Origin of the sequence: Bradyrhizobium centrolobii (genome assembly GCF_001641635.1) — a bacterium.
GTDB lineage: Bacteria > Pseudomonadota > Alphaproteobacteria > Rhizobiales > Xanthobacteraceae > Bradyrhizobium > Bradyrhizobium centrolobii.
Genome location: NZ_LUUB01000051.1, coordinates 303,906 through 329,131, shown reverse-complemented (window position 1 = coordinate 329,131; position 25,226 = coordinate 303,906). Strand labels below are relative to the sequence as shown.

Annotated in this window: 19 protein-coding genes; 18 read left to right on the top strand and 1 reads right to left on the bottom strand. The window is 60.6% G+C overall.

Annotation, left to right across the window (positions count from 1 at the left end; translation table 11 throughout):
- From asnB (AYJ54_RS15000) to AYJ54_RS14935, 14 genes are all read left to right on the top strand, one after another.
- Window positions 1–2,028, top strand: coding sequence for an asparagine synthase (glutamine-hydrolyzing) (asnB, locus tag AYJ54_RS15000; RefSeq protein ID WP_063699658.1), 2,028 nt, complete (start codon window positions 1–3; stop codon window positions 2,026–2,028).
- Window positions 2,028–3,590 (top strand): class I adenylate-forming enzyme family protein, encoded by a 1,563-nt coding sequence (locus tag AYJ54_RS14995; RefSeq protein ID WP_063699657.1) that lies wholly within the window; start codon window positions 2,028–2,030, stop codon window positions 3,588–3,590. Before asnB (AYJ54_RS15000) ends, AYJ54_RS14995 begins: the two co-directional genes overlap by 1 nt.
- A 53-nt stretch (window positions 3,591–3,643) precedes the next feature.
- Window positions 3,644–3,922 carry an acyl carrier protein gene (locus AYJ54_RS14990; RefSeq protein WP_063699656.1) on the top strand — a complete coding sequence of 93 codons (279 nt, stop codon included), beginning with the start codon at window positions 3,644–3,646 and terminating at the stop codon, window positions 3,920–3,922.
- 354 nt (window positions 3,923–4,276) lie between these two features.
- Entirely contained in the window at window positions 4,277–4,993 is a 717-nt protein-coding gene (locus AYJ54_RS14985; RefSeq protein ID WP_063699655.1) for a nucleotidyltransferase family protein, read from the top strand.
- A gap of 27 nt (window positions 4,994–5,020) precedes the next feature.
- Window positions 5,021–6,160 carry a DegT/DnrJ/EryC1/StrS family aminotransferase gene (locus AYJ54_RS14980; protein WP_063699654.1) on the top strand — a complete coding sequence of 380 codons (1,140 nt, stop codon included), beginning with the start codon at window positions 5,021–5,023 and terminating at the stop codon, window positions 6,158–6,160.
- Window positions 6,157–6,888, top strand: a complete 732-nt coding sequence (locus AYJ54_RS14975) for a sugar transferase (protein WP_063699653.1) — start codon at window positions 6,157–6,159, stop codon at window positions 6,886–6,888. The genes AYJ54_RS14980 and AYJ54_RS14975 overlap by 4 nt, the downstream gene beginning before the upstream one ends.
- Before the next feature lie 21 nt (window positions 6,889–6,909).
- A complete protein-coding gene (locus tag AYJ54_RS14970; protein WP_063699652.1) occupies window positions 6,910–7,950 on the top strand; it encodes an NAD-dependent epimerase/dehydratase family protein in 1,041 nt (346 codons plus the stop codon).
- Between the two features lie 67 nt (window positions 7,951–8,017).
- Window positions 8,018–9,292 (top strand): polysaccharide biosynthesis/export family protein, encoded by a 1,275-nt coding sequence (locus tag AYJ54_RS14965; RefSeq protein WP_063699651.1) that lies wholly within the window; start codon window positions 8,018–8,020, stop codon window positions 9,290–9,292.
- A gap of 177 nt (window positions 9,293–9,469) precedes the next feature.
- Window positions 9,470–10,210 (top strand): helix-turn-helix transcriptional regulator, encoded by a 741-nt coding sequence (locus AYJ54_RS14960; protein ID WP_136623697.1) that lies wholly within the window; start codon window positions 9,470–9,472, stop codon window positions 10,208–10,210.
- A 276-nt stretch (window positions 10,211–10,486) separates the two neighbouring features.
- Window positions 10,487–11,674, top strand: coding sequence for a glycosyltransferase (locus tag AYJ54_RS14955; protein ID WP_063699649.1), 1,188 nt, complete (start codon window positions 10,487–10,489; stop codon window positions 11,672–11,674).
- A 98-nt stretch (window positions 11,675–11,772) separates the two neighbouring features.
- Complete coding sequence (locus AYJ54_RS14950) at window positions 11,773–12,927, top strand: O-antigen ligase family protein (RefSeq protein WP_161491856.1); 1,155 nt, start codon at window positions 11,773–11,775, stop codon at window positions 12,925–12,927.
- A gap of 3 nt (window positions 12,928–12,930) precedes the next feature.
- The gene (gene asnB, locus AYJ54_RS14945) at window positions 12,931–14,919 is read left to right on the top strand and encodes an asparagine synthase (glutamine-hydrolyzing) (protein WP_063699647.1); all 1,989 of its coding nucleotides are present in this window, start codon (window positions 12,931–12,933) and stop codon (window positions 14,917–14,919) included.
- An 11-nt stretch (window positions 14,920–14,930) separates the two neighbouring features.
- Window positions 14,931–16,823 carry a GumC domain-containing protein gene (locus AYJ54_RS14940; RefSeq protein ID WP_063699646.1) on the top strand — a complete coding sequence of 631 codons (1,893 nt, stop codon included), beginning with the start codon at window positions 14,931–14,933 and terminating at the stop codon, window positions 16,821–16,823.
- A gap of 214 nt (window positions 16,824–17,037) precedes the next feature.
- Entirely contained in the window at window positions 17,038–19,776 is a 2,739-nt protein-coding gene (locus AYJ54_RS14935) for a non-ribosomal peptide synthetase (RefSeq protein WP_082905646.1), read from the top strand.
- Window positions 19,777–19,912: 136 nt separating this feature from the next.
- Here the strand turns inward: AYJ54_RS14935 and AYJ54_RS14930 are convergent, their stop codons facing one another.
- Window positions 19,913–20,425, bottom strand: coding sequence for a DsrE family protein (locus AYJ54_RS14930; RefSeq protein ID WP_063699644.1), 513 nt, complete (start codon window positions 20,423–20,425; stop codon window positions 19,913–19,915).
- Window positions 20,426–21,069: 644 nt separating this feature from the next.
- Between AYJ54_RS14930 and AYJ54_RS14925 the strand changes: the two genes are divergently transcribed.
- From AYJ54_RS14925 to AYJ54_RS14910, 4 genes are read left to right on the top strand one after another with little or no spacing between them, the layout of a single operon-like run.
- Entirely contained in the window at window positions 21,070–22,764 is a 1,695-nt protein-coding gene (locus AYJ54_RS14925; RefSeq protein ID WP_136623696.1) for a coiled-coil domain-containing protein, read from the top strand.
- Window positions 22,765–22,808: 44 nt separating this feature from the next.
- Window positions 22,809–23,831: a TAXI family TRAP transporter solute-binding subunit gene (locus AYJ54_RS14920; RefSeq protein ID WP_063699642.1), complete on the top strand. Its 1,023-nt coding sequence runs from the start codon at window positions 22,809–22,811 to the stop codon at window positions 23,829–23,831.
- Window positions 23,832–23,857: 26 nt separating this feature from the next.
- A complete protein-coding gene (locus AYJ54_RS47175; protein ID WP_161491855.1) occupies window positions 23,858–24,448 on the top strand; it encodes a type VI secretion system-associated protein TagO in 591 nt (196 codons plus the stop codon).
- A gap of 60 nt (window positions 24,449–24,508) precedes the next feature.
- Entirely contained in the window at window positions 24,509–25,195 is a 687-nt protein-coding gene (locus AYJ54_RS14910; protein WP_063699640.1) for a N5-glutamine methyltransferase family protein, read from the top strand.
- The last annotated feature ends 31 nt before the right edge of the window (window positions 25,196–25,226 follow it).

Here is a 25,226-nt window from a genome sequence, read left to right as displayed (position 1 = left end):
ATGTGCGGCATTGCTGGTATCGTGGCGCTGAGTCCACACGCTGCCAGTCCCTCACGGGAAGCGCTCCTGCGGATGGTCGGGGCGCTTGCACATCGCGGGCCGGACGAACGAGGCCTGTATCGGGATGAACGCGCGGGGCTGGCGCACGCTCGGCTTTCGATTATTGACATTGCGAGCGGACAGCAGCCTCTCACCGACATCAGCGGCTCGACTTGGATCGTATTCAACGGCGAGATTTTCAATTACATCGAGTTGCGCGAACAGTTGCTCGCGCTGGGCTATCGCTTCCATACCCGCAGCGACACCGAGGTCGTCATTCAGGCCTATCGAGCCTGGGGCGAAGCGGCGTTCGAACGGATGAACGGGCAATGGGCGCTCGCCATATGGGACGCCCCTGCCCGCCGCCTGGTGTTGTCGCGTGATCAGACGGGAATCTGTCCGCTGCATGTCTGCGAGCACCGAGGCCAGCTTTACTTTGCCAGTGAGATCAAGGCGATTTTCGCAGCAAATCGGGCGATCCCTCGAGCCTTCGATCAGGTAGGCATTGACCAGACCTTTACCTTCTGGAGCGTCGTGCCGCCGCAAGGCGTGTTTCAGGGAATCAGCGAAATTGAGCCGGGCCATATCCGCACCTACGCCCGCGGCGAGGTTCGAGACCGTGCATTCTGGACGCCCCGCTATCCCAGCGGTCCCGACGGGCATTGCATTCCGTTCACCGGCTCCGTTGCGGATGCCGAAGATGCAGTGCGTAACGCACTGGAATCGGCAACGGCGTTACGAATGGTTCGGTCCGACGTGCCCGTGGGAAGCTATCTCTCCGGTGGGCTTGACAGTTCGCTTGTTGCGGCGCTCGGGAGCCGATTTGCAGGCAAGCGCTTCCAGACCTTTTCCCTGCGTTTCACCGACACCGAGTACGACGAGACCGTTTATCAGCGCCTGATGGCTCGCACGATCGGAAGCGAACACCACGAGCTCATGGTCTCGCACCAGGACATCGCCGAGGCGTTTCCCAAAGTCATCTATCACGCCGAACGTCCGATCCTGAGGACCGCCCCTGTGCCGCTGTTCCTGCTTTCAAAGCTTGTGCGCGAGCGCGGCATCAAGGTCGTTCTGACCGGCGAAGGCGCCGATGAGATGTTCGCCGGCTACGATCTGTTTCGCGAGGGCAAGATTCGTCGTTTCTGGGGACGCCAGCCAGGCTCGACACGGCGGGCCGGCCTCCTGAAGCGGCTTTATCCCTACCTCTCGCGATCGCCAGTCCATACGCAAGCGATCGCACTCAAGTTCTTCGGCCACGGCATTTCGATGCCTGATATGCCCGGCTTTGCCCATCACCCGCGCTGGCGCAGTACCAGCGCGATCAAGCGGCTGTTCTCCAACGACATGCGTGCCGCATGCTCGGGCGCGGACCCCGTCACCGAATTGCTCGATCATCTGCCGTCGGAATTCGGCCGCTGGACGCCGCTTGCGCAGGATCAGTATCTCGAGACCAGGACACTCCTTGTGGGGTACCTGCTCTCCTCCCAGGGGGACAGGATGCTTATGGCGCACTCGGTCGAGGGACGCTTTCCATTCCTCGACGGCGATGTTGTGGAACTCGCGAACTCGCTTCCAGATGCTCATAAGCTTCGCCTTCTCGACGAGAAGCACGTCCTGAAGCGTGTCACACTTCCCCTCGTTCCACCCGAGATCGTCGCCCGCAAGAAGCAGGCATACCGGGCGCCCAACGCGCTCTGCTTCGTCGGCAGCGATGCCCCATCTTATGTCAATGAAGCACTGTCTGGCACGAGCGTCCGCGCGGCCAACATCTTCGATCCGACAGCGGTCGAACGGCTGCGCACGAAGTGCCGGGCGCAGGCGGAAGCTGGCGATGGCGATCTGTCCAATTTCGACAACATGGCGCTGGTCGGCGTGTTGTCCACCCAGCTCCTGTTCGAACAGTTCGTCGCGAGCCGCCCGGAGGGGGCGCACCGCCTCAATCTCCGCGTGGATGTCGACGCTCAACATTCATCGGAGGCTTACAGCTGATGGACGACGATCCTGTGCCACTCCTGCACGATTACCTGGTCCACTCGGCACGCAGCAGAGGCGAAAAGGTCGGACTCGTGTGCGACGGTCACCGGGTCACCTACGGCCAACTCGAGGCGTGGTCGAACGCGCTCGCGCACCACTTGGCCGAGGCTGGCGTGGAACGCGGCGACCGCGTGATGATTTTCGCCGACAACACCGTTGAGGCGGTCGTCAGCTTCTGGGCCGTACTCAAGGCCAACGCGGTGGTATGCCTCATCAACCCGCTCACCAAGCGTGACAAGCTCAGCTATCTCCTCGATGACTGCCAGCCAACTGCCCTTATCACGCAGAAGCGCCTGTATGCGACGTTCAACGAACCCGCACGACACTGCTCGTCGCTGCGCCGTGTGATCGTTTCCGGGACGATCGACGACGCCGATCTGACGGCATTGCCACACGCGGTGCGATGGAACGCGACAATGGCAACCGAGCACAACGCACCGCCCGCGCGCCGCTGTATCGATATCGATCTCGCTGCCATCGTATATACCTCGGGTTCGACTGGCGAGCCCAAAGGGGTGATGCTGACGCACAGGAACATGATGGCAGCGTGTGCGTCGGTTGCTTCATACCTGAGCGTGCGCGATGATGAGGTTATCCTCAACGTTCTGCCGCTCGCCTTCGACTACGGCCTCTATCAGATGATCATGGCGGTTCGTGCCGGAGCGCGCCTCGTTCTCGAGCGCTCGTTTGCCTTTCCGGCGCAGGTTCTTCGGCGCATCGCAGAGGAGAAGATTACAGGTTTTCCCGGTGTGCCGACGATCTTCTCGACGCTGCTGCAGCTTGAGTCCCTAACGACTTACGATCTTTCGAGCATCCGCTACGTCACGAGCACCGGCGCCGCCCTACCGGTCCAGCACCTGCTGCTGCTGAAAGCTGTATTTTCCGGCGCGCGCATCTACTCCATGTACGGTCTTACCGAATGCAAACGCTGCACTTATTTGCCGCCGGAGGATCTCGACCGGAAGCCCACGAGCGTCGGGATCGCCATCCCCAATACAGAAATGTGGATCGTCGACGAGCGTGGCCAGCGGCTGGGTCCTGGCGTCGCCGGACAGCTCGTGATCCGCGGCGCGACGGTCATGAAGGGTTATTGGCGAAAGCCGGACGCCACGGCGAGAAAGCTCAAGCCAGGACCGCTTCCCGGCGAGCAGGTTCTGTACACTGGCGACTACTGTCAAATGGACGCGGAAGGCTACCTCTATTTTATCAGCCGGAGTGACGAGGTCATCAAATCCCGTGGGGAGAAAGTTGCGCCGAAGGAAGTGGAGAGCGCGTTGCTGGATATTCCAGGGGTAAGAGAAGCAGCGGTCGTTGGCGTTCCTGACGAGGTGCTTGGCCACGCGATAAAGGCGTTCGTCGTGGTCGATCAGGGACGGGCCTTCGATGAGAAGCAGATTCAGCGAGAGTGCCAGGAGCGCCTCGAAAGTTTTATGGTGCCCAAATACATCGTTATCGTGCCGGACCTGCCGAGGACGGATACCGGCAAGATCAGCAAGAGAGAGCTTATTGCCAGCTAACTCGCGGGCAGGATTTGATTGGCCTATCACCAATTCATCGGAGTACGAATACAATGACACTGGTCGTAGCACTGGACCACTGCAAGGAACAGATCCGCGCTTTTCTGGGATCGAATTTCTATATCAGCGACATGGGAGCGTTGAGCGACGATACTTCCCTGCTCGACCATGGCATCATCGACTCCACTGGAGTGCTCGAGGTCGTCGGCTTCATCGAGACGACCTTCGACATCACCGTCGACGACAGCGAGATCCTTCCTGAGAACCTTGATTCCATCCAGGGCATAGGCCACTACGTCGTTCGAAAAATTAGCTCGGCCGCCGATGCCTGACCGAACAATGGGCTCGGGGATTCCGGGCCTTTTCGCCGATGTGTCGTCCGACACGCAGGCTTCACACGATCGCCTGGCGCGACGCCCTTTTTGCGAGCCGCGCGCGCAGCATTGTTCTGCACGCCAACAGGCTTTTGCGAGTGTCTCCCCGAAAGGGGTAATCCGGCTTGCGCGGCTTTCGCATGCACCGGCGCGACAATCTTCCGTGGGCTGCCCCGCACAGCTCTCATGCAAACGCACGAAGACGCACGCGCGGTTTGCCCCTAGCTTTTTTAAAGATCGCGCATAGCGCATCCACGGTTTCGTTCAGAAGTTTAGAACACGGCATATTTTTTTCGTAACAGGAGGGTGCAGATGAAAGCAGTGGTTCAGTGCGGCGGCAAAGGAACTCGACTGCGTCCCCATACTTCCATTTTGCCGAAACCGCTCATGCCGATCGGAGCGCGCCCCGTGCTCGAGCTCGTGCTCAAGTGGCTGAGACGTAACGGAGTCAGGGAGGTCTACGTTACGACTGGATACCTGGGCCATCTGATCCGCAGCGTCTGCGGCGACGGCAACCAGTGGAATATGCGGATCACCTACACGCAGGAAGTTGAGCCTCTTGGAACGATCGGTCCGTTGTCGTTGCTGCGCGAACAGCTCGACGAGCCATTCCTGGTTCTCAACGGCGACGTGCTGACGGACCTCAATCTCAATCAATTCATCCACAATCATCGGGAAAGCGGCTCCGGTATCACCATTGCCACTTCCGTTCGAACCACGAAGATGGACTTCGGTGTGATTGACGAGACGCATGGCCGAGTGACCGGCTTTCGCGAGAAGCCCGAGCTGGCGAACCTCGTCAGCATGGGAATCTACTGTATGAATCCCACCATCCTTGAGCGCATTCCGTCCGGCGTGCCATTCGGCTTTGACGATCTGATGTTCCAGATGATCGAGGAAAAGGCTCCTGTAAGTGTATTCAAGCACAGCGGCCTATGGCTCGACATCGGCCGTGTCGAAGACTTCCTCAAGGCCCAGGATATTGCATGGGACGAGCAGTCGCCTGCGTTCGCGACCGCCGCCGCGTGACGCCCGGAACCAAGAGGAAGACAAGACATGCTGTTGGTATCAGAGCCGGCCCTGGGAGCTGAGGAGAAGGAAGCTCTCGCCGCTGTCATCGATAGCGGCTGGATCACCATGGGCGATCGAGTACGGGAGTTCGAGCAAACCTTCGCTCGCATGCATGACGCCGACGACTCAATCGCCGTCGGCTCCTGCACGGCGGCACTTCACCTCATCCTGCACGCCCTCGGGATCGGCCCTGGCGATGAAGTGCTCGTTCCGTCTCTGACGTTCGTGGCTACCGCCAACGCCGCCCTCTACGTAGGAGCACGGCCCGTGTTCGTCGATGTCGAATCGACGGCAGTTCCCTTGATGTCCTTGGCTGACGCTCACGCCAAGTGCACCTCGCGAACCAAGGCTGTGATCCTCATGCACTTTGCAGGCTACCTGGCTGATCGTGAGGCATGGCAGGCCTTCGCTCGCAGGAAGAACCTGCTCCTGATCGAGGACGCCGCGCATGCCCCTGGGGTCGAGGGGGTCGGGACGTTTGGCGATGCAGCCGCGTTTTCCTTCTACGGCAACAAGAACATGACGACCGCTGAGGGCGGCGCAATCATCACGCGAAACCGGGCTTTGAACGAAACGATCAGGCGCGCCAGATCCCATGGAATGACGAGCAACACTCGCCAGCGCCTCATCAGCCGTAGCCCGGAATACGACGTGACTCTCCTTGGGTTCAATTATCGCATGGACGAGCTGCGCGCCGCGGTTGGCCTTGTGCAGCTGCGAAAGTTGCCGGCATGGAATGACATCAGACGGCAGCTGTCGCTGCACTATCGGCAACGCCTTGCCGAGCTCTGCCCGTCGGTCTTGGTCCCCTTCGATGCTTCGTGGGTGTCAGCACACCATCTGTTGCCGGCCGTCTTGCCCGCGGCAACCGCCCGGCAGCCCCTCATTGAACAGCTCAGCAAGCACGGTATCCAGACGACCATTCACTATCCACCGGTGCACCGACTGACGTTCTACAACGATCTGTATCCGGGCACGAGCCTGCCGACCACTGAGGACTTTTCCCGACGCGAGCTCACCTTGCCGCTCCACCCGGCAATGACCGCGGCCGACGTCGATCATGTGGCGAGCCGTCTGGCCGTTGGACTTCGTGCAGGCTGTCCGGCGGAGGTCGTACAGGCATGAGCGAGATGGCGACTCCGGAATTCGCGCGAGCTGCAGCTGCACCCGTGCGCTTACGCCGCTTTGTCGACATCCTCTGTGCCGGCACGGCAGGACTCGTTCTAATGCCTGTCCTTTTGATCATAGCGCTCGCAATCTGGATCGAGGGTGGACGGCCGATTCTGTATTCGCAACTTCGTCTCGGACGGAATGGATCGCCCTTCCGCATGTACAAATTCCGGAAATTCAGAGCCGACTGCGACGATCGCGGAAGTCCCCTCACGATGATGAACGATGATCGAATGACGACGATCGGCCACGTCCTGGCTGGGTTCAAGCTGGACGAGCTGCCGCAGCTCTGGAATATCTTGCGCGGGGATATGTCCTTCGTCGGCCCAAGACCCGAGTCGCTCGCATTTGCCGACTGCTTCAAAAACGGGTTCGAAAAGATCCTCGAACATCGACCGGGTCTCATTGGACCATGTCAGGTTCTCTTTCGACACGAGAACACGCTCTTCCCACCGGGCGGCAATGTGGCAGATTTCTATCGAGACGTCCTGTTCCCCGCCAAGGCGAAGATCGACCTGGCATATTACTCGAGACGGACCGTCGCGTCCGACCTTTGGTGGGTCCTTCGTGCCGGTTGGATCAGTGTGGGAGAGCCTCTTCTCAGACGGATACGAAAGCGCCGACCAGACGATCAGACAGTGCAACACCAACAATCAGCTATTTCAGCCCGAAAGTTCTCGTGACAGAAGTGGACGGATGTTCAAATGGCTACTGACAAACGAAAAGTATTGCTCGTAGGCGGTGCAGGTTACGTCGGCTCGGTGATGACGGGCCATCTCCTCGGAAAAGGGTGGAGCGTTCGCTGCCTGGATCAGCTGATCTACAAGAACGAGAGCTGTGCCTGGCCCTATCTGATCAACCCGCAGTACGAGTTTATGCGCGGCGATGTTCGCGATCCGCGTATCGTCACTCAAGCTTTGAAGGACGTGGATGACGTCGTTATCCTGGCTGGCCTTGTCGGCGACCCGATCACAAGCAAGTTTCCGGACGAAAGTCATGCCATCAATCGCGCCGGCATCGGGTCCCTTATCGATACCCTCCGAAATCATCCCGTCGACCGCCTGATCTTTGTGTCCACTTGCTCGAACTACGGCCTCGTGGAGGAAGACACGGCAGTCGATGAAAACTACCCCCTTGCGCCACTCTCCCTTTACGCCAAACACAAAGTGGAGATGGAGCAGAAGATCCTGAGCCTGAAGGGAAAGGTTGGATTTCATCCAACGGTGCTCCGCTTTGCAACCGCCTTCGGCCTTTCCTCGCGCATGCGCTTCGATCTCACGGTGAATGAGTTTGTGCGTGAGCTCCACCTGGGAAATGAGCTTCTGGTCTTCGATCCCAAGACCTGGCGTCCTTACTGCCATGTCAGCGATTTTTCACGTGCCGTCGAGCAGGTGCTCGGCGCTCCTACCGACAAGGTCGCCTTCGAAGTCTTCAACGTGGGTTGTGAGGAGAATAACTTCACGAAATTGATGGTCGTCGAAGAGATCCTGAAGCACATTCCACGATCGAAAGTGACTTATCAGGAACGTGGTGCAGATCCTCGGAACTACCGCGTGAATTTCGAGAAGATTCGTCGAGTCCTGAATTTCACTCCTGAAGTCAGCGTTCCGCAAGGGGTGAACGAAATCCTGGCTGCACTCCGGCAAGGGCTTTTCGATCACGTCGAAGAGCAAAGGCACTTCTTCGGAAATTACGAGATCTTCCTTCCAGCCCCTCACGTTTCAGATTTGAAGAGGGCCATCTGAAAAGGTCGCAATTAGATGTCCCCGAACCGAAAAGCCACCAAGACTTGGTCACATTGAGAGTTCGTCCATGAAGAGCAAAAAGCGAGGCAAGCTCTCCGCCGTCGTCCTGCCCGGCCTATGGACGGGACTTCTTTGTCTCACGACAAGTGGATCATGCCTCGCAGCTCCTTATAAGCTCGCACCGGGCGATACCATCGAGATTGCCATCGGCGGCCTACCCGATCAACGCAATCGCACGCAGATTCAAATCGACGGCACCATTCCGCTTCCGGGAGGTGGCACTGTGGAAGTTGCGGGCCTGACTCCGGCGGAAATGCAGAGCCGCATCGAGGCGCTGCTGCAGGCCAGGATACTGCGTCAACGCCTGACTGACGGACGCGACCAGGCGTTCGTGGTCAAGCCTGGTGACGTCATGGCAAGCGTGGTGGAGTATCGGCCGGTCTATGTTTCCGGCGACGTGCTCACGCCGGGACAGCAGGTCTATCGGGCGTCAATGACCGTGCGCCAGGCCGTCGCCGTTGCCGGCGGCTTCAGCCTGCTGCGCTCTCGCGGCATGCAACCCGGCGCCACCGATCCGGCGGATCTCGTTCGGGACTATCAGTCCCTGGCCACGGAATACACCAAGGAATACTTCCACATCGTCCGAACCAGCGCCGAACTTGATGGCCGCGACACGTTCGACGCCACCCCACCGAGCGACATTTCGCTGCCCGCGAACGTGATCGCCTCGGTTGTTCAAGCTGAGAAAGATTCTCTGAAAACCTCGCAGACCGACTATCGTACGGAAGAGCGTTTTCTGGACGACGCCATAAAGCAAACGGACGCCCAGTTCGCGACCCTCAAAAAGCAGCAGGAAGGTGAAGAAAAGGGCGTGCAGGCCGACGAAGAGGAGCTCGAGCGAGTTATGAAGGCGTTCGGCTCGGGACTGCTGGCAAGTCCCCGCGTCAGCGAAAGCCGGCGCGCCCTGTTGCTGTCCTCGACCCGACGCCTGCAGACGAGCGTCGAGCTCATGCGGCTTCAACGTCAGCGCGAGGACTTCTTGAGGCAAACGGAGCGAGTTACCAGCCAGCGCACAATCAATCTGCTTAAGGAGCAGAAAGACTCGAACGTTCGGTTGGCGGACCTGCGTGTGCGAATGCAGGCTCTGAGTCAAAAGCTGCAGCCGATCGGAGGCTCGGGCGCGATCCCCGTCAATTCAGGCGAGCTGAATCCCGACGTGGTTGTCGTGCGGCGGCTCGGTCAGCAGTGGGACAGGATACCCGCATCCGTCGATTTCGACGTGGAGCCGGGTGACGTTATCGAAGTCACGCTGCGCCCGGCGGCTGCCAGACTCTCGAATTGACGGCGAATAGGGGTACTCCCTTAAGGGTAGCCTCCGCGCGCCCTTGTGCACGTAGCGCAGCAATCGCTGCACGCTAAAGGCGTAGATCACCCTTCCCTTCCACTTAGACTTAATCAGGCAAGCGGGCGCACGGATCGGCTGCTTTCAGCCGCTAAAGGGCGACGGAGGTACCCCCCCTTGAACGTTTACACGCTCTGGATGGTCTTGGCACATTCAGCCCATCGGAAAAAGCACGGCCGGGGGTTCGACATGTTGAACTTGAGCCAGAGTGCCACATTGCCAAGGACCATTGCATTGCAACACCAGTCTACTGAATCAATATTCAATATTTCAAATCGTGTTCTACCGGTTCAATCTGAAGCCACTAACTGTCAAAAACACGACGGCCTGCGCGGGGTGCTCGCGCGCATTGGCTGCGGACAAGTCTTGCTCAGGCGCGGCCGCCTCGTTGAACTCAGTCCAACCGGCCGCGCAATACTGGAGCGCGAATCCGAAGCTAGTGCGAGCCACGACACGCTCTACGGGGCCGTGAAGCAGCTCGTGAACCGGGCAGGCGCACAGTTTCCGGCGGGCTCCACATCGTGGCTGGCGACATCGACCAAGGAAGGTTTCACCGCGCTTGTAAATCAGGTGGCGAACGCGTGGACCGACGAGACTATCGCGCTGATCTTGCTGGATCTCGACGCACATCCGGAGCCCTCCCCCCGGACGCTGCAGCGCCTGTTTGGATTCACCGCTGCAGAAACTCAGCTTGCCCTTGAGTTGGCACGAGGCCACAACCTGCTCGATATTGCTCGTGCTCGACGACTAAGCCGAACGACAGTCCGCTCTCAGTTGGCCTCCTTGTTCGTCAAGACACAGACGCGCCGACAGGCGGACCTGATCGCGTTGCTCGGACGCGTCGCCATCCTGCCGTAGCGGAACTTCGCAATGCGGCATCGCCTTGTCGAATGGGCCAGCTTCGAACTGCCCGCGGCACGGGTGCAGAGCATGCTTCCGCGCCGCTTTGTCGCTTCAAATGTCTTGTTCGAATGAGGGACGCGACCTGCTTCCACCGGAGTCATTCGAATGAATGAAGACAGGTCCTGAACTCCTCCTAAGCTATCCCGATCCGTACCTTCGCCGAAAAGGCGAACGTCGTTTGTGTAAACTATGGTCTTGGCGAGACTGCGCAAAAGACCGAAAGGAAACAGCATGGCACTGCACTTGCTTTGCGTAGGAGGTGAGGATCACGCTCTGCGAATCCCCTTCCTCACGGCTCTGCAGAACCGCGGCTTGCGAGTGAGCGCTGCCGGGACTGGCGCGGTGTCTCCGTTCACGAAGAACGGCATCCAGTATCATCAGTATCAGTTCGACAGATTCGGCGTGGGCCTTTCCGATCGCGCCGCCATGGGTCAACTTTCACAGTTCGTGAAGCACCTTCGTCCAGACGTCATCCAGACATTCGATACCAAGCCGAACTTGTTCGCACCTTTGGCGCTCCGGGGTGCGGTGCCCGTTGTGCGCACGATTAACGGGATGGGATGGGTCTTCTCTTCTACGGAACTGAAGGCCCTGGCGTTTCGACCTGTCTATCTGGCGACACAGCGCCTGGCCGCTTGCTGGACTGCCGCGACGGTATTCCAGAACAAGGCCGACAGCAGATTCTTCCACCGCCACCATCTGCTTGGAAAGAGCTCCGCTGCCGTCATCGGAAGCTCAGGGATCGATGTCGACGCGTTCGAGACAGCACGAGCACGAACGGCTCCCCCTTCCGAGCTACGTGCCGAGCTTGGGCTGGACGACGCCGAAATCGTCCTTACGGTGAGCCGATTGACCGTACAGAAGGGCATACCGACGCTTCTTGAAGCGGCGAAGATCGTTCACCAGGTACGCCCACAAGTTCGCTTTCTGCTCGTCGGTCCTCGCGACAGCGAGGGTCCGTTCGCCGTGGATCAGGCGCTGATCGAGCAGCATGCACCCTATGTGATTGCGACCGGCGCCAGGTCGGATATTCCGGCCCTTCTTGGAATTGCCGATCTCTTTGCCTTTCCAACTGAGTATCGCGAAGGCATTCCGCGCGTTCTGCTGGAGGCCGGTCTGGCGGGTGTGCCAATCGTCGCCTCCCGCATGCCCGGGTGCGACGATGTGGTGGTTGAGGACTGGAATGGCCACCTCGTTCCGCCGCGCGACCCACGCGCGCTCGCAGCCGGAATTCTTGACCTTCTTCAGGATCCCACTCGCGCAAAAACAATGGGGCAGCGCTCGATCGGCCTGGTGCGCCGCGAGTTTGATCTGAACGTCGTGGCCGACCGCTATGCGGCGCTCTACAGGCAGCTGCTTTCCTGCGGCGGTCCAAATGATGGGCGGGCGGTGCGGCAGAGCAGCAGTAAAATACAATGATTGGCAGTGCCCTCCTTGCTCTTGGCCTCGTACTTGGGACGGCTTCACAGCTGCGGCTCCCGGGCGTCCCCTTGGGAGTTGGCGAGGCCTGCCTCGTCTTGTGGCTCGGTCTCGCATCCTTGCATCTCCTGGCCGGTTCAGGGGTCCGCAATCCCAGAGCTCTGCTCTGGATCGGCACGTTCTGGGTCTGCTTCATCTTTATCCAGAGCGTCGGCGCATTCCTGGCACTGCTGCGCCCCGAGATCGTCGACCCCGAGCTGGTGGCGCACGACATCTTCGCATATCTGCTTGTGGCGGCTGTCAGTTGCATGGTGGCCGCGACACTGAGGCCCGAAGGTACTCTCCGCCAAACGCTATGGTTCCTGATCGGATTCTGGATCATCGCCGTGGCCATACAGCTAGCACTGGGCTGGGGCTACATCAGCATATCGTCGGTTGATCCATGGTATTGGGATCGGTTTCGCGGCTGGTCGGAGAATCCAAATCAGCTGGCAATTTACTGTGCAGTTTTGACGCCACTGTCGCTCCACATGGTCCTTTCGGCCCAGGGGTTTGGCCGTCTCGTGGCAGCGTTGAGCTGCGCCGCAACCTTCTTCGTCGGCCGGTTGACCAAGAGCGATACGTTCCTCATTTCAATGTCTCTGTCGATACCCCTGTTTGCTGCGCTGCGCTTGCGGAGTTGGCTGACCTCACCCGAGCATCGATTGAGCCTCCGGTTTGCAGCAGCGGCGCTTCTCGTCATCGCGATCACTCCCCTCTCGCTGTCGCTGGTACCCTATGGAGTGGCAACTGCCGATGACGTCGAAGGGCTAGCCGCGGGCATGATGAAGGATCATGGCGGCGAGGCAACGAAGGCGACGGCGAATCTGCGGCTGAGCCTTTGGCAGGACGCCTGGCAAGCCGGACTGGAGTCCGGATCGATCGGACTTGGGCCCGGGCCGCATTTGGAGAAACCGAGCGGCATCACAGATAAGGGTGTTGCGCTCCCCGTGGAGGCTCACAGCACCCTGCTGGACGTGTTCACCCAAGGCGGCCTGCTCGGCGTGCTTGCCGTTGTCAGCCTGTTCGCGGCCACTCTTGCGCTCCTGCTTCGTGCGCGGCTCGACGCCCTGGCCGTTCTGATCGTTGCGCTCGCCATTTTCAGTATCAGCCATTTCATCCTGCGACATCCGACCGTGTGGTTCGCGGTCGCCCTGGGACTTGTCCTGGGCTCGGATCGCCGCCCATCGCTGCATGCGCGCATTGGAAGTTGAGCCATGTGTGGGATTACCGGAATACTTCAGACGCTGCACGCCGCTAGATCCGCCGACTTGGCCGCGATCGGGCCGATGACGGCGCGCCTGCGCCACCGCGGTCCGGATGCCGACGGGTTCTGGTGTGATCGAGAAGCCGGAATAGCGTTCGGGCATCGCAGGCTCGCTATCATCGACCTGACCGATGCGGGCCGGCAACCGATGCTTTCGCGCAGCGGACGCTTCGTCATTACGTTCAACGGCGAGATCTACAACTACAAGTCATTGCGGCGAGGGCTCGAGCGCGAAGGCCAACACTTCACCGGTAATAGCGATACCGAAGTCCTGCTGGCGATGGTCGAGAGATGGGGGCTCGAGGCGGCCCTGCAGCGCAGCAATGGAATGTTCGCCATCGGCCTGTGGGATCGCCGGAACCGCAAGCTGCATTTGGCCCGCGATCGAATGGGAAAAAAGCCCCTCTACGTCGCGCGAACGCCAAGTGCCGTTGTCTTTGCGTCGGAGCTGAAGGCGATCGCTGCATTCCCCGACTTTCGTCAGGAGATTGATCCGCACGCGGTCGCGGAGTTTCTCACTCGCGGATGGTTGCCGGAGGACCATTGCATTTGGCGAGGCGTCTTCAAGATTCCACCCGGTGGTGTTCTATCTATCGATGCCGACGACCTCTCGGCGTTGCGCGACACCGCAGCGCTCCGAGCGAGAGCACGTTCCTGGTGGTCGCTGCTCGACGTCGCGCAAACGGGTCGCGCAGAGCCGGCCGCCGGCGATGATCGCCAGTTGGCATCCCGCGCTCACGATCTGCTTCAGGCTGCTGTCGCCGACCGAATGGTCGCCGACGTGCCGATCGGGCTATTCCTGTCGGGCGGCATTGACAGTTCGACAGTCGTCGCTCTGATGCAATCCCAGTCGAGCCGACCCGTGCGCACGTACACGATCGGCTTCGGCGAACGCACCTTCGACGAGACGGCCAACGCTGCAGCCGTGGCGCGGCATCTCGGCACCAGTCACACCGAGCTACGTCTCACGCCCGCAGAAGCGAGGGCGGTTATTCCGGAACTTCCAACCGTCTGGGACGAGCCGTTTGCCGATGAATCGCAAATTCCGACGCTGCTTCTGTCTCGGCTCGCGCGGCGGGAAGTCACTGTTGCGCTATCCGGCGATGGCGGTGACGAATGCTTTGGCGGATATTCCAGGCATGTTCTGTCCGTCCGCCTGGCTGCTCTGCTGAACGCTAACCGATCGCTCCGGACGATGGCGGCAACCGGTGTTGCGCTGCTCGGACGCGGCCTCCGCGAAAGCGTCGCGGACGCGCTTCGCATTCCAGATCGGCTGCAGCGGATGATCCACGGCGACCGGATCAACCGTCTGGCAGACGTTATCGGCGGCAATGACGTCGATGAAATGTACCGCCGATCGACGCGACTGTCCGAGCTACGGTTGACGCGAGTGCAAGCGGACGCCGGTTCGGGATCGGTGCCGCCGCTCAACGATCTTCTGTCCGACTTCATCGTCCGGGATATGCTCCAATATCTCCCCAGCGATATTCTGGTGAAGCTCGATCGCGCCAGCATGGCGACGAGCCTGGAGGCCCGTTGCCCGATTCTCGACCCTCGGATTGTCGAGTTCTGCTGGACATTACCGAACTCCGCGAAGGTGCGCCATGGTCAGGGAAAATGGCTCTTGCGCGAGGTTCTCGGTCGCCACCTGCCGCGCCACCTCTTCGAGCGCCCGAAACAAGGATTTGACGTACCCATCGGCGCCTGGCTGAAGGGACCTCTTCGCTCCTGGGCGTCAGACCTTATTTCCGAGTCGCGTCTTCGCAACCAGCATTTGCTGGACGCCACTCAGGTACAGGACTGCTGGCTCCAGCATCTTAGCGGCCGCCGCGATCACTCGCGAACGCTCTGGGCTGTCCTGATGCTGCAGTCCTGGCTCGAGACATCAGTTGGCTACGGAACGTCCCAAACAACGGACGTCATGGAAGCTGCGCAGTAGAGGAGCGCGCAATGGAAGCGTTTACAGGTAAACGGATTCTGCCGGTGACCGTTCTGTCCCAGACACGGCCAAAAGCCGATCCGCCTCCCAAGGATGACGCCGTAGCAACGTTCAAGCACGTCCTGGATAGCATCAGGCGGTACAAGCACTTCGTAGTCAGGATGATTGCTCTCGGTGCCCTGCTCGCCGTGCTTGGCAGCCTTCTTATGTCCCCCTCCTACATCGCAACAGCACAGCTCGTCGTGAATGCGCGAGGCGGCGGAGCAGCCGACAATGCCGGTGCGGCCGGCAATGCCTCCGCACCGGCTGGCGGTTCCGACGATTCGACCATCGACACGCATGTGACGGTCATGTCGTCCGACGCCTACCTGCGGCGGCTTTTGCCGGCACTGAGGATGCTCGACAAGCCGGCGCAGGGCAGAGTAACGGATTCCGCCGCGCGAGCCCTGATCCGCACTGCATGGTCAAAGACCAAGGGGGTTCTCTCTTTCGGTAGACACCAGCCGAGCGACGGCGCGGCAGTGGCAGCATTGAAAGGTCGCTTGAAGATCAGTCAGGAGCGCCGATCCAGAGTTATCAGCGTAATATTCAACGACGCCAATCCGCAGCGGGCCGCGGAAGTCGCGAATCTTGTGGCTCGGTCCTATGTCGACGAGCTGACCCGACAAAAACAGGCCGTGGAGCTCCAGGCTCTGGATACCATCGCGGAACAATCGGCCGCCGTTCAGCGCGACTTGTCGAAGGCAAAGGCTGAATTGGATTCAAGTCACTCTGGTCCGACTTCGTCATCGCAGAGCGTGGCCGCCTTGGAATGGCAGATCACTACCTTGGCACAGCAGTACGAAACACTGCTGCGAAGGCGGCAAGAACTGACCACGAAGGGCGTCGTCACCGAGCCGGAGGTGACCGTGATCGCGGACGCCTCGCCGCCGGACCTTCCCAGTTCGTTGAACCCGTTCCTTCTTGTCCCCCCAATCACGATTATCTTCGCCCTCTTGGCATGCCTTGTCGCAGTCATCCTGAATCACTTTGATCGAAGCCTGCACACCGAGGCCGAGGCTGCAGAAGCATTGGGCATCCCGTGTGTCGGTTTGATACCGTCGATCCCGCTCGAGTTGAACAGCTCGCCGCGCCGGATCGTGGAACAATCGGCTATCTCGCACACGAGAGCAGTTCGTTCTACTGTCGTATCGCTATTGGCCACTGATCCGGTCTCGCCACGGCCACAGCATGTTGTCCTGGTGACGTCCAGCTTGCACGGTGAAGGTAAGAGCGCGGTTGCGTGGAGTTTCGGCTCTTGCGCTGCGCAACTCGGACAACGCGTTCTGTTCCTGGATTTCGGGCAACTGCCTCGTCGCCCCGGCGGCGATGCTGCAGATCTGTTCAAACTGTTGGCGCACGACGAGGCTGCGGCCAAGGCCGTCCAGCACATCCCGGAGCTCGGCGTTGATTATATATCGGCAGGATTGTCCGAGGGAAATCGCCTATGGCCGCTGGCGGGCCCGAAGGTGTCGTCGCTGTTCGAGCAGCTGAGAAACACCTACGATCTCATCGTCATCAACGCCCCCTCGCTGCATGATGCGCCCGAAGTGAGACTCCTCGCTTCCTGGGCAGATCATGTTCTGCTCGCCGTTCGGGCCGGAAGCACCAGTCGCGATGTGGCACAAAGCGCGCTGAATCGGTTCGCTCGTTCTTCGGACCTTGATGCCGGTGTCAGGTTCTGGTGTGTCCTGACACACGGAATCCAATCCGAGGTTACGCCATCGGATATGGAGCTGTCGTCCAAGTCGCCCCTGATGCTCTACTACCACCGCCTCAAAACAACGGTGGCACGATGGATAAGGATTGAACCCGTCATCGATGTTTCCGACCACGCCGGGGCTGGTCTGAGGCCACCTCAGTGACCCGCAGCGGCCTAGGTCCAGATGTTCATCGACCGACACTCGGAACGTTTTGACACGGGCAAGACACCGTTCGACCAGGCACAGGCTGACCATGCAAACCCTCCTCTTGCATCCGATGCCGGGTATGGCCGTCCGTTCACAACCAAACTTCAAGCGCATCCTTCATTCGGAGTATGCGTGCACAGACCGGATTGACCTACGTTAGGGCGGGAACATGATGGGTACCGTGATGCAACTCCAGACACACAGCGGTGCACATTCGTCTGATGATTCACGGCGCGTTTCGAACATGCACTCGTCCTCGACCGTCCAGGAATTACCCACGACGCTGCGCTGGAAGAGCCCTGCTGAAGTACCTCTCGATTTGCATGGCCCTGTCGACCGGCCATTCGACGCGATGGGACCCGGCTTCGCCGGCGTCCCCACGATCGAACACCTGATTGCGGTAACAGCGAGATTTGCCGACAGAGTCGCCATTAGCGACGGCACCCACAGCTTTACCTACTCGCAGCTGTTGTCCCGGGTTTTGGCGTTGGCCGACGTGATCACGGCAATAATCCCGGAAGGAGATGCCGTCGGGTGGCTGTTGCGCGGCTCGGTCTGGCAGCCAATCGCCATGCTGGCATGCATGGCGGCGGGCCGGATCCTGGTCCCACTCAATCCGCGCGATCCGGTTCAGCGCCTCATGACCATCGCCACAACCGCACGGATTTCCGTGCTGATTGGACAGGACAACGACAACTCCGCCGGCTGGGTCAAAGAGCGGGGTCTGCACTGCCTCGATGTCGCGCGCGCCAGCGAACCTTCAACCACCCCCCCAACGCTTGGGCCGGTTTCAGTCGATGCACCTGCCGTGGTGCTCTATACGTCGGGCAGCACCGGAGCGCCCAAGGGCGTCGTGAACAGCCAACGCAGCCTGCTGCAGCGCGTGCAACAATATGTGGATGCATGCCACATCGGCGCAGCCGACGTCTTCATGCCCCTGAGCGGCCCCACCACGATTGCCGGCTGCCGGGAGATGCTCTCGGCCTTGTTGACTGGTGCAAAATTGCACATTGTTGACGTCGAGGCCCTCGGATTGCGCGGCGTCCTGCGCCAGATCAACTCGCAGCGAGTAACGATTACCTACGTGGTACCGACGCTGCTGCGCGCATTGATCAATTCCAGTCAGCGAGGCGATTTCGATTCACTTCGGATGGTTCGTATCGGTGGGGAGAAAGTGCTGTGGACCGATATCGCGCTTGCCCGAAGAGCAGTACAGCCGGCCTGCTTCATCCAGGTCAGCTATTTGTCGACAGAAACCACCGGGACCCAGTGGTTTCTTCCCAAGGATTGGCGGGAGGACGGCGTCGGCGTTCCGGTTGGCTATTTGCTTCCGGGCATATCGTTTACCGTTGTCGACGAGAACGGGAAATCCGTTCCGTGCGGTGAAGTCGGAGAGCTGGTGATCAAGAGCAGATACGTCATGCTCGGATACTGGGAAGACGGACGGCTTTCGCCGGCGTTGCCCGCCCCGGATGATCCGCACTCTCGCACCTTCCAGACCGGAGACCTCGTTGTCGTCGATACGCATGGACTGATGCGGGTGGTCGGACGGAAAGGACGTCAACTCAAGATCAATGGCCGACGTGTCGAGCCGGCCGAGCTTGAGGAAGTCGTACGGAAGCTCTCCTATGTGAAGGACGCCGTTGCCGTCGTGACGGACGCGAACGAGCTGGTCCTGTTTGCATCGCCATCCAATCCGCCAGGGCCGCATTTCACGACCGACGTTCGGAACGTGATCCGGCAGACGCTCCCTGCGGCATTGCATCCGACCAGGTTGCACGACATATCGGAGATTCCGCGCCTGCCGGGAGGAAAAATCGATCATGCCAAGCTGAAAGTGCTCGATCTCGAGAACAGAAAGAGCTCAGCCGCTCCTGTACCGACGATGCACGGAATGACCAGAGCCAACGAGGCCGTGCAACGGGTGTGGACCAGCATCCTTGGCACGTCCGAAGCTGCCGGTCGTTGGGACGAGGCCGGAGGTGATTCACTGAAGCTCCTGCGCTGCGTCATGGATCTCGAGGAGCTGATCGGCCATGAGCTCAACATGGAAGCGTTCACGGTTGACATGAGCGCTGATGACATGATCCAGGCTGTCGCGATGACGGATCGGCCGGCGCGGCAGTGTCGTGAAGATCAGATCCTTCCTCATCTTGTGATATTGCCTGGCTCGATGGGGTATGGCCCGAGCATGGCGGCATTCGGCGCTCAATTGAACAAGGTGGCGCACGTAATCCCCATTCGTTATCCGGATCTGAACTGGAACCTCACCGGGCGTGGTTCGGTCGAGGAGATGGCCACACTTGCTGTCGAACAGATCAACGCTGCCCAACCTCGCGGCGATATCCGAATGATTGGCTATTCGCTCGGCGGCGGTGTGGCTTTCGAAGTTGCGAGCCGATTGATAGAACAAGGCCGCGCGGTCAAATTCCTGGGCATCCTCGACACCAATGTCGGTCCTCGCGGAGTTAATCATCGTGAGACCTTTGCGCGTACACTGCAGCGGATTCGATCGCACCGCGTGACGATCTACCGCATGCTTTGTCGCACGCTGGCGAAGTTCGCCGCTCGTTTGGGCCGCGAGGTTCAGTTCTGCCGGCTCGTCGACTCCATGACCTGGACGCCCCTGGCAAACACACGCTTTATGCTCAAGCTGGAGCTGGAGGAGATCCTTCGGATGCGGGCGTTCGGGCGCTGGGTGGCGGATGCCAAACGTCGTCTACCCATCAAGGGGACGGTATTCGCCTGCAATCGACCCGGGGTCGCGGCGCGCCTCGGATGGGATTCCTTGTTTGAGGAATTGGACGTCATTCCGATTGCCGGCGGCCATCTTGATCTCGTGGTCGAGCCCCACCTCTCGGTCAATCGACCTGTCATCGAGCGCGCGATCGCGGCGTCCTGCTCCTGATCTACAACAGAGAGCCTTGGGAGCGGCCGGTGCCGGCCGCTGTCTTCCAGGCGAACACGTGGGAAACGGCGCGGAACGCGCTCCAAGCCCGCGCTGACACGGCTTCACGCTTTGCAGGGCGAGGAAATAAAGCCAATCAGGGCCGCAAGTAACTCCAGCCGCGCTCCTGGAGCTCCATCAACCGGACGACACCGGATTTGGTGACCTTCGCCTGCGAGATGAGCGGAACATCCTTGCCCTCATTCTTCGCCATGTTCTCGCGGGTATTGCCGCATGCCGATAACGTAAGCTCCGGCATGGTTTCGCTCATGGCCTTGATACGCCCTTTCACAGGCGAGGTGTCATCTCGCAGCATGTGCAGTCCCGGCCCATACGCGACCACTTCGATTTCGACTTTCTGACCGAGGTCGCTGTAGTGCTGAGCAACATTGCTGACGTTGTTGAGAGCGAGATTCATCACCGCCGGGTCATTGACGTCAACGTGGATAGCGACCCGATGCGGCTGCGTCTTAGGTGCCGCGCTGGTCATCTTGGCATTCGCATTCTTGGTAGAAACACCGGAATGGGAAGAACCGCGGGTTTCGACGCCACTTACGAGAATCAGCCCAACAGCCGTCATGCCGGCAAAAACGACCAATGATCTGTTCATGCTGTGTTACCTGCCTGTGTATTGAGCGCGCAGTCACACAATTGCCTGCTACACGCTAGTTAAGCGCGCCTATGCGGGTCAAGAAACATTCGGCAGCGGCCTGTCCGATCTACTTAATTCCCCATTCCCGGTGCACCTACCCCGTTGTGGCTACCACGACTGCGACATCGACAGAGCACCGACGAAGGCGGTGTCATGAAATGAACGGCCATGAACCCTACAGAATCTGAGTTGTCGCAATGGGGGTGCACGGATTCGAGTCGCAGCAACGAGGAGTCGTCGCGCCCACCACGGCGCGTTGGCCGTCGCACCAGCATGTTCCGTTCCGCGGACGACGAGGAGTCGATATCGTTGACAGCTCATACGCCCGCGTAGGCGCGCGCACGGCCGCTCTGATCACCTGCCTTCTCCCATTCCTGACTGGCGTCGCCGAGGGCCGGCTACGCCGCGACGGTGACCATAGCACTTCCCTCATCGCGACGGCGACACTTGAGCGACGGGGCGTCGAGCGCGGCCGAGAGCCGGGCGACGTCGCACGCAGGCTGATCCTGGCTCAACGCACGGATCAGGCGCAGTCGGCGCTCGCACAGCCCGCTACACCCAGGGCGCAAAAGGCGACCACTGAGAGCGAGCAGCAACGGAACATGGCCGATGCCCTCGCACGCGAAATGACCTCAGCGCCTCGCACCGAGCTCAACGTCGTTCAATCCGCCTCCGAAGGAGAGCGGATCAAGCAGAAACAGGCGCTGGATCAGGAGCGGGAGCGTGGGGACAAGCTTGCGCGTGAATTGGCAGCTGCCCGGGCGGAGCTCGACGCCGCGCGGCAAACCCAGGCGCACACCGTCCGCGCCATCGAGGTTGGAATCCGGCAAACGCAGGCGCTCGAACAGGAGCGGGAACGGGCAAACAATCTGGCGCGTGAGCTCTCCTTCTTGAAGGCGGAGCTCGACATCGCACGGGTCGCGGCTTCGAAGGCGATGCAAACCTCCGAAGCGGAGCTCAAGCAGGAGCCTCCGATTGAACGGCGGAACGGGTCCAAGCGGCTTGCTCTCCAGCTTGTCTCGCTCAAATCGCAACTCGGCGCTGCGCGGACCGCAGAGTCTGAAGCCGCAAAATCCGCCGCTGCAGAGGCCGCACAAAGGCAGGCTCTCGAGCAGGAACTGAAGCAGGAGCAAGATAAGGCAGAAGCCCTTACAAGCGAATTGAGCAACCTCCGCACGACGATGACCGCGACGCAGGCCGCGGCTTCCGTCGCGGCAAAGGCCACTGTTGCGCACGTCGAGGAAAGGCAGGCGCTGGAACGAGAACTTGAGAAGCAGCGGGACAAAGCAGACACCGCGGCGCGCCAGCTAAGCTCTCTGCACGCCGAGCTCAGTGCGGCGAAAACCGCGAGTTCTGAGCTGGCAAACTCCCGCGCGGCAGACGCCAAGCAGAAGCAAGCGCTGGAGCGGGAACTTGGACAGCAGCGCACGCGTGTCGACGCCCTCGCGCGCGAAGCGGCATCATTGAAGAATGAACGCGATGCGGCACGTGCCGCGACCCCGGAGGCGGTGCGAACCGCCGAGGGCGCCGCAAAGGCCGAAGCCAGGCGCGAGATCGAGAAGGAACGAGCCAGAAGCGAAACGCTGACCAGCGAACTTGCCTCGACGCGAAAACAGGTCGAAGAACGCTCCACGCGTCTCGCCGCGGCCGACGCCAAGCTCCTCCAAATGACCGAGGCAAACGCTGCGGCGGCGGAGCAGAAGCTGGCGCTCGACAAAGAGCACGAACGCGCCGATGGTCTTGTGCGTGAGCTCGCCTCCGTGCGGGCTCAGCTCGAGGACGCCAACCGAAAGCTGGCCGCTCGGAATGCTTCTACCGCCGCCGTCCTCCCCTCGCGCGAGGGAGCCGGACGTGCGCCGGGCCACACCGGTACCCAGGCCACCGCTACGCCCCCCGCTCGCCCATCCGCATCTACCGCTACGACACCGAACGCGCCGGTGACGAAACGTCCTGCTCCGCCTGACCCCGATCCCAAGGTCGTCCCGGCGTCGGAGCGCTCCGCGCCTGCGAACGCGTCGCCGCGTCCGCTCGCGAACGAACAGAGGCTCCTTGCCCGCGCTAACGCGTTGCTCCGGCAATCCGACATCAACGGCGCACGCGGTTTGCTGGAATACGTTGTTGGACAAGGCAGCGCGCGAGCCGCCTTCATGCTTGCCGAAACCTACGATCCTCACGTGCTGCAATTGTGGGACGCCCGCGGCGTCGCCGGCGATTCCGCGAAGGCGCGCGAGCTGTATGAACGAGCACAGGCCGGCGGCATTGACGATGCGGAAGGACGGATCAAGGGGCTCAAATAGCCACTAGAGAGAATCGGAACCTAGCCCAGAGAGTGGAGAGACCCATGTCCTTGAGCAAGCTCGCATTTGCCTTTGTACTGGCAATGCTCGGCCTACAGCTTGCTGCCAACGCTCAATCTCGTTCGTCGCGCGAGACGACAGCATCAACCGCGGCACGAAACGCTGACATGGCCGCGAAGGAGCGCATCAACGCATGGACGGTCGGGCTCGCCGGAGGCCTCATCGAGGGCGCGCCGCTCCGGCTGGCCGCAGAAATCGCCCGCGTCGTCAATGAGGACGACAAGCTTCACGTCATTCCGATCGTGACGACCGGCGCGACGGAGAACGTCAACTCGCTGCTCTATCTCAGGGGCGTCGATGCCGCGATTATCAACACGGATGCCCTTGACGAGTACAAGGCGCAGGTCCCATCGATCGAACGGCGCATCGTCTATGTTCTCAACCTCTTCCCGGCCGAACTGCATGTCTTCGTGCGTCCCGAGATCAAGTCGCTCGATGACCTCAAGGGAAAGAAGGTCAACTTCAACACTCAGGGCACGGCAGCCGCTTATTCCGGTCCGCTGATTTTCAGCCGGCTGGGGTTGAATGTCGAAAAGATGTTCATTCCCCACCAGGTCGCGTTGCAGCAGATGAAGAGCGGGGAAATCGCGGCCGTTGTCTTCATCACATCAAAGCCGATCGACGCCTTCTTGAAAGGGCGCTGGGATGACGGCTTCAAGTTCCTGCCGATCGAATACGACACCAGATTCGAAGACTACTATCTTCCGTCGTCCATCGACTCAAAGGACTATCCAAACCTCGTACCAAAGGGCGAGCGGATCGCGACCATCGCCGTCCCCACGGTTCTTGCGGCCTACAACTGGCAGCCGCAGACCGATCGCTATCGGCGCATGGCGCGCTTCGTGGAGCACCTGTTCGGGCGGCTGGACCGGCTGCAGTCCGCCGGTTTCGATGCGAAATGGAAAGACGTGAACCTCCGCGCCAGCGTGCCCAGTCTGGCGCGATTTGGTCCGGCGCAGGAATGGCTGGATCGCTCGCCAAGCGCGACCGTCGGACTGTCACGATGAGGCGACTCGGTGCCCTCGCGGCGTCCGTGCTCGCGGGTATCAGTTATCTAAGCTGCGCGCATGCCGACGATGCGCTCGATCGCGTGAAGGCTTGCGCGCGGTTCGAAGGAATGGAACGCCTGAAATGCGTCGACGAACAACTCGGGGAAGCACCTGAACAATCCGCCCAACTGCCACCTCAAGGTCCGAACTGGATCATGAGCGAAACGACCTCGCCGGTGGACTACAAGCCGCAGATCGCGGCGCAGACCACGGCGCGAGCCACCTCGAAGGATGGGCCCTCCTCGCTCGCCATCCATTGTCGCGCCAATCGGACCGAACTGATGCTCTCCACGACGGGCTCCTGGAGTAAAACTCCGGCCACCGGGGTGAAGGTCGTGTACCAGATCGATGATCAACCGCCTGTCGACCAGCGGTGGAGGGTTGCGGAAGGCGGACGAAGTCTTGCGTTTCCGGGCGACGCCGTCCGCCTCATACGCTCCATGCCGGATGGAGGCCGGCTTCTGGTCAAAGTGTATGCTGGAACGGCTTCACCTTACGAGAACACATTTGAACTGGCCGGCCTGGATGCCGTTCGTCGGCGTTTTGCACAGGTCTGCACCTGGCCGCCGCACTGAATAGCCATGAGCAGGCTCAACGGTTGGCGGAGAATACGTCACGCGTGAGGTTTGGATGCGATGAGCGAAACAATCAACGTTGCCGAGGCATACGGGAGAGGCCGTACCTGGTTCATGGGAGTCGAGCTGCTGGTTACTCCTGGTGCGCTGGTGCCGCGGCCCGAAACGGAATTGCTTGGCAGGACCGCCGTTGACGCGCTGCGCCGAACAGGCCTCCCCGCGTCGCGGATCATCGACATGTGCTGCGGCTCCGGCAATCTAGCCTGCGCGATCTCGCTCAATATTCCCGGCGCTCGCGTCTGGGCAAGCGATCTGACCGGCGAATGTGTCGAGCTCGCGCGCCGCAATGTTGCCTGTCACAGCCTTGAGTCCTGCGTCGCCGTGCTCCAGGGCGATCTGTTCGAGGCCCTGTCAGGCCTGCAACTCGAGCGAACGATCGACATGATCGTCTGCAACCCACCCTACATCTCGGAATCCCGGCTCAAAGGTGATCGCGCTTCTCTGCTCACAGCCGAGCCGCGCGAAGCATTCGCCGCCGGGCCTTACGGACTGAGCATCCATATGCGTGTTACGAAGAACGCGCCTCGATACTTGCGGCCAGGAGGACTTCTCTTGTTCGAGGTCGGCCTCGGCCAGGATCGGCAAGTGGCAACCCTGCTCGAACGCAACGACGCTTACGAAAATGTCCGCGTCGTCACGAACGAGACAGGTGCGGGTCGCGTTGTCATGGCATGCGCGAGGGGATAGCGAGGTTCGCCTGATTCCCCGCAATGACCGG